Source organism: Vicinamibacteria bacterium, from assembly GCA_035620555.1.
Taxonomy (GTDB): Bacteria; Acidobacteriota; Vicinamibacteria; order Marinacidobacterales; family SMYC01; genus DASPGQ01.
Map to the genome: position 1 here is coordinate 1 of DASPGQ010000537.1, position 5565 is coordinate 5565.

Annotated in this window: 5 protein-coding genes; 3 read left to right on the forward strand and 2 right to left on the reverse strand. The window is 63.4% G+C overall.

Translation table 11 applies throughout. From position 1 onward, the window contains the following. A partial coding sequence (locus VEK15_21920; GenBank protein HXV63373.1) for a M23 family metallopeptidase occupies positions 1-876 on the reverse strand: 876 nt, incomplete at its 3' end. Between the two features lie 75 nt (positions 877-951). Between VEK15_21920 and VEK15_21925 the strand changes: the two genes are divergently transcribed. The 3 genes from VEK15_21925 to VEK15_21935 are packed head-to-tail and all read left to right on the forward strand — an operon-like array spanning position 952 to position 4496. Then, positions 952-1587, forward strand: coding sequence for a GNAT family N-acetyltransferase (locus tag VEK15_21925; GenBank protein HXV63374.1), 636 nt, complete (start codon positions 952-954; stop codon positions 1585-1587). Between the two features lie 31 nt (positions 1588-1618). Then, positions 1619-4309 (forward strand): SNF2-related protein, encoded by a 2691-nt coding sequence (locus tag VEK15_21930; protein HXV63375.1) that lies wholly within the window; start codon positions 1619-1621, stop codon positions 4307-4309. A 4-nt stretch (positions 4310-4313) separates the two neighbouring features. After that, positions 4314-4496, forward strand: a complete 183-nt coding sequence (locus tag VEK15_21935) for a hypothetical protein (GenBank protein HXV63376.1) — start codon at positions 4314-4316, stop codon at positions 4494-4496. Positions 4497-4514: 18 nt separating this feature from the next. On the opposite strand, the gene VEK15_21940 is transcribed toward VEK15_21935, so the two are convergent. Then, the coding region (locus VEK15_21940) for a PQQ-binding-like beta-propeller repeat protein (GenBank protein ID HXV63377.1) at positions 4515-5565 on the reverse strand (1051 nt) is incomplete at its 5' end.

Genomic DNA, 5565 nt, shown 5'->3' on the forward strand with positions numbered 1-5565 from the left:
CTCACGCTGCGCGTAAACCCCGAAATGGAGGTGGGGAGGTGTGGAACGTGCGTTTCCGCTGTTTCCCACCGTTCCAATCCGCTGCCCGGGCACGACCCAGGTCCCTTCGATCGCTTCCTGCGTTTCGAGGTGGGCGAAGTAAATCCGCAAATCTCGTTCTGGATCTTCGAGCCAGATCACGCGACCGCCGAGCCTCCAGTCGGCGACTCGCCGTACCCGCGCTCTCGAGGTGGCACGGACTTCGGTATGGCGTGGCGCGAAAATATCCACGCCGTGGTGCGAACGCCGCCCGCCTTCGCGCGGTGCACCGAACCGGCTTCCAATGGAGCTCGTGTCGTGACCGGAGACGGGGAACTCGAGCGATGCGACGTTCCTGATCTCGACGGTGCAGCTACCACCGCGCAGCAGTTCGGATTGGATGCGAACCACGTAGTCTCCGTCCCGCCTGGGCTCGAAAGCGAGCCGGAGATCTCCTTCGCCCCCGCTGGCGACGTGCACCGGTGCCTCACCTGGCTCGTTCCCGACTCGAAATAGGTCCAAGAACAACCGCCAGTCCGATGGGGGCGCCAGCTCGAGCTTGACCTCGATCCGCTGGCCTCGCTTCACCGAAAAGCGGAAGCCGGTGGCGAATGCATCCGAGCGGTCGATATAGAACGACTCGCGAAAGGGAGGTCGGATACCTATTGGCGATCGGAGGGCGCTTTCCGATGCCTCCGTCCAGTCACGCCCGAGCGCGGTATCCAGCAGCTCGGCTTTCGACAGAGCGTGGCGGTAACCATCGTGGGCGCTCGTCGGCAGGTACGGATCGGGAACGATCTCGGCCTTGCACCCCGCGAGCGTCGCCGCAAGCGCGAGACCCACAGTGCCACGAAGCATGCCATAGGAGAGGATAACCGAAATCTGCGTCGAACGTGGCGGGATCCGCCTCTATCGTGCGTAGAATCGAGTGTGATGTGGAAAGAATGGGTCCGACAGGCGATGGAAGAGGTGCAAGTTTCGGGTGGGGAGGGCGACGACACGCTCTCCGACACGACGCTGCGCTACCTGTTTCGAGACGAGGCCACCGGTCTTCTGGTACGGGAAGCCACGTCGGAGGACGCCGCGGCGATGGCTGGAATTGGCGCTCGCGCGTTCCGGCACGCTCACGCGAGTCTGCTCGACCCCTGGGACATGGCCCGCGACATCACGACACGCTTCGACGAGGAAGAACTGAAGCGCGTGGTCGCCGAAGCGGACTCGCACTGGCTGGTGGCCATCTGGGATCGCACCATCACGGGCTTTGCCCAGCTCCAGTCGGGAACGATACCGCTTCAGGTCCGTGGGAGTCGACCTCTCGAGCTTCGGGGCGTGTACGTGGCGCCCGATTGGATGCGAATCGGCGTCGGCTCGGCCCTCATCCGGAGCGCGGTGCAACTCGCGAAACACCTCGGCAACGAGAGTCTCTTCGTCACCGCCTGGGCAGGTAACGCCAACGCGATCGATTTCTTCAAAGCCTGGGGATTTGCTCCCGTCGGAAGAGGACCATTTCGTATCGGCCGTAGAGGGAGCGGCGATCTCGTCATCCTCGCGCGGCCCGTACCGGCCTAAACCCTTCCCCCCACACGGTAAGATAAGCGACATGACGACGTACGTCGTCGGTCAGCGCTTCGTTAGCGAGGCGGAACCGGAGTTGGGTTTGGGGCTCGTCGAAGGTGTCGAGGGCCGCCACATCGTTCTTCGTTTCCCCGCGAGCGCCACCGTTCGCCGTTACGCATCGGCCTCCGCCCCAATCAAGCGGGTGGTCTATCGCGTCGGGGACGAGGTTTTCGACCACGTTGGAAACCGCTTTCGCATCGAGGCGGTCGAAGAAAGAGGAGGCCTCCTATTCTATCGAGGTCCGGAGTTCGGCTTCGCCGAAACGGCTCTTTCGGATCGCCTCAGTTTCAGCACTCCGGTTGACCGGTTCCTGGCCGGGATCTGCGATCGGAGTCGGATCTTCGATCTGCGACTTCGCTCGCACGAGCTCCGGCACCGATATCTCAAATCGCCCGCACGTGGTTTTCTGGGAGGTCGCATCGAGCTCATTCCTCATCAACTCTATATCAGCCACGAGGTCGCCTCCCGACCCTTTCCCCGTGCGCTCCTTGCCGATGAGGTCGGCCTGGGGAAGACGATCGAGGTCGGGCTGGTGCTGCACCGTCTTCTGCGGAGCGGGCAGATGAACCGCGTCCTGATCCTCGTGCCGGAATCACTCGTGCATCAGTGGTTCGTCGAGATGTACCGTCGCTTTCATCTTTCCTTCACGCTCGTCGACGAGAGCTATTATCAGGAGGCCGTTACATCCGTCGGGGAGAATCCTTTTCTGGGCATCGAGACCGCCATTTCGAGCCTCGAGCTCCTCGCCGCGGTGCCCGAGCGCAGCGAGCACGCCGCGTCGGCGGGATGGGACATGCTGGTCGTGGACGAGGCCCATCACCTCAGATGGTCGGAGGAGGCCCCCGGAGCCGATTATCGGCTCGTGGCGCGAATCGCTTCCCAGGCGCGCGGCGTTCTTCTCCTGACCGCGACCCCGGAGCAGCTCGGAGAGGAAAGCCATTTCGCCCGGCTGAAGCTTCTCGATCCCGACCGATACTCGAGTCTCGAGCGATATCGTCGAGACGCCGAGAAATTTCACGATGTTGCGAAGCTGGCGGGGCGGCTCTTGGACGGGCAATCCCTCAGCCCGTCGGAAACGCGGCGTCTCGGCGGCGTGACGTCTCTCGCGGAGCTCGTCGATCGGCACGGGCCCGGCAGAGTGGTGTTCCGGAACACGAGAAAGGTGCTCGACCGTTTTCCTGCGAGACGCGTCCATCCCGTTCGTCTCCAGTCGTGGTCCGATCTCGAGCGAGACCCGCGCGTTTCCTGGTTGGCGGCGTTTCTTCGCGACATCGCGCCAGAGAAAGTGCTGATGATTTGTCGCTCGAGGGAGACGGCGGTCGCGGTCAGCGAGGAGCTCCGGCAGACGAGAAGCATCACTGCAGGGGTATTTCACGAGGGCCTGTCCCTGCGCGAACGAGATCGCCAGGCGGCCTGGTTCGCCGAGGCCGACGGCGCGCAGGTGCTCCTGTGCTCGGAGATTGGAAGCGAAGGACGCAACTTCCAGTTCGCCCACCACCTCGTGCTCTTCGATTTGCCATCGAGTCCGGAGCTTCTCGAGCAACGCATCGGAAGGCTCTACCGGATTGGTCAGACCGAAACCGTCGAGATCCACGTCCCCATCGTGGAGGGAAGCGCCGAGGAGCTGATCTTCCGCTGGTTTCATGAAGGACTGGAAGCGTTCGAGAAGAGCCCGCCGAGCGGCTCCTTCTTCGATCCGCTGGTCGAGCGGCTTCACGACTTCGCGCCCGGGCCGGGGCCGGGATCGGGTCGAGCCAATGGCGCGGCCTTCGAGGCGTTTCTCGAGGACGCGCGTCGGTTTCGCGAGCGATTGCTTCGTGAGCTCGAAGCGGGACGCGACCGACTGCTCGAGCTCGGCTCGTTCCGGCCCGCTCGAGCCGCTGCCCTCATGAAAGAGATTGGAATGTGGGACGAAGACCGTGAGCTCGATTTCTGGATCGAAGACGCTCTCGACTACCTCGGCGTTGAGCTCGAAGAGATTGGCCGGCGAACGTTCCGGTTACGCCAAGGAAGCGGGCTCGTCGTGGATGCGCTCCCCGGGCTCCGCGCCGATGAAGTGGGAATGACCTGCGATCGCGACCGGGCGACTCACCAGGGAGAGCTCGATTTCCTGACATGGGATCACCCGATGACCACCGGGGTTCTGGAGCTGCTTCTCGGCGGCGAGCATGGCAACTGCGCACGCGCGCTGCTCGCCGACGGGCGCGAGTCAGGGCTCATGCTGGAGGCCGTTTTCGTTCTGGAGGTCGTGGCTCCTCCGGAGCTCTACGTCGATCGATTCCTGCCGCCCACACCGATGCGAATCGTCGTCGACGATCTCGGACGTGAGGCAACCGACCTCTATTCGGGTGAGGACCTCACCGGGCGGCTTCGTGACGCTCCGGGGAGCTTTGGGGAGCGCGAGCTCCCCGGGCTCGTCGAGCGGGCAACTCGCATCGCGGAGAAGCGAGCTCCCGCTCTCGTCGCCTCGGGCCTCTCCGAGATGCGCGAGTCGATGGGGCAGGAGCTTCGAAGGCTCCGAGCGCTTCAGGAGATCAACGACCACGTTCGGCCCGAGGAGATTGCCCGGGTGGAGCAGGAGGCGGCGCTGCTCGAGAAGGTGATCGCGGCGGCCCGGGTTCGTCTCGATGCTCTGCGCTATATCCGAATCGCGCCGCACGCGGCTCGGAGCTGACAGAGTGTTTCGCGCTCGCACTCTCGTCATTCTCGCCCTGGTTATCGCCATCGTTTACGGACTGACGCCCCCGGAGCGCAAGAAGAGATGGAAGGACAAACTACGCGAGCTGGGAAGGGCACTCGCCGTTTCGATCGTGATTTATTGGGTCTATATGTTGATTCTCTACTTCTTCCGGCAGTCGTAGCGGATGGGGTCCGTTTCGCTACTCACGAAGAGAAAACACCCAGAGTACTCCTCCTTGCGGAACGTCACTGGGCTTACCGCGCAGCGCATCCAATCCCGATTGCATCTTGTGGGCGTCGATGCCCCACCCGGACTGGACCGCGATGTATTGAACCCCGTCGACGGCGAACGAAGAGGGAATGCCAGTGATGCCCGAGCTCGTTCGTTGCTGCCACAAGAGCTCTCCCGTCTCCGCATCGAACGCTCGGAAAAAACGGTCACTCGTCCCGCCGGCAAAGACCAGCCCGCCGCCGGTCGTCAGAACGCCGCCCCAGTTGACCGAGTCGAACGTTTTGGTCCAAACCCTTTGTCCCCGGCTGAGGCTCCATGCCTGGAGCTCGCCCACATGAGTCGCTCCCTCTCGAAGCGACAGCCCACGGTTCCGCTGGACGCGCACGCCCATGAAGCGCTCGCCGGGGGAGTAAGTCACTTTCTCGCCTTCCATCGTGACGCAAAGATTCTCGTTGGCGGGGACGTAGAGGAGCTCGGTGACGGGATTGTACGCCGCGGGAGGCCAGTTCTTCCCGCCCCAGTGAGATGGGCAAAACGTCGCCGATCGATCGATACCCGGTTTCTTGTCGGGGTGATACTCGGGTCGGCCGGACTCGGGATCGAGCGAGGCGAACACGTCCTGAAACACGAACGGCCAGGCATCGACGAAGGAAATCGCGCCGGCACGATGTTCCAGGAGCCAGAGGTAGCCGTTGCGCGCCGGATGGACGAGGCTCGGGACGATTCGGCCTTCTCTTTCGACGTCGATGATGAGGGGCGCCGAGACCTCGTCCCAATCCCAAGAGTCGTTCCAATGATATTGATGATGGCCGGTGAGCTTTCCGGAATCCGCTTCGATGGCAACGACGGAGCTCGAGTAAAGATTGTCGCCCGGCCGAGCGTCGCCCATCCAGGGGGCCGCATTGCCCGTTCCCCAATACGTGGTGTTCTCCTCGGGCTCGAAGCTTCCGGTGATCCAAACTGGTGCGCCCCCCGTGCGCCAGGTCTCCCCGGGCCAGGTATCGTGACCCGCCTCGCCC

What these genes read in the sequence shown, in the direction of transcription:
- VEK15_21925 (HXV63374.1), top strand. Translation starts at nt 952, where the DNA reads ATGTGGAAAGAATGGGTCCGACAGGCGATGGAAGAGGTGCAAGTTTCG.
- VEK15_21930 (HXV63375.1), top strand. Translation starts at nt 1,619, where the DNA reads ATGACGACGTACGTCGTCGGTCAGCGCTTCGTTAGCGAGGCGGAACCG.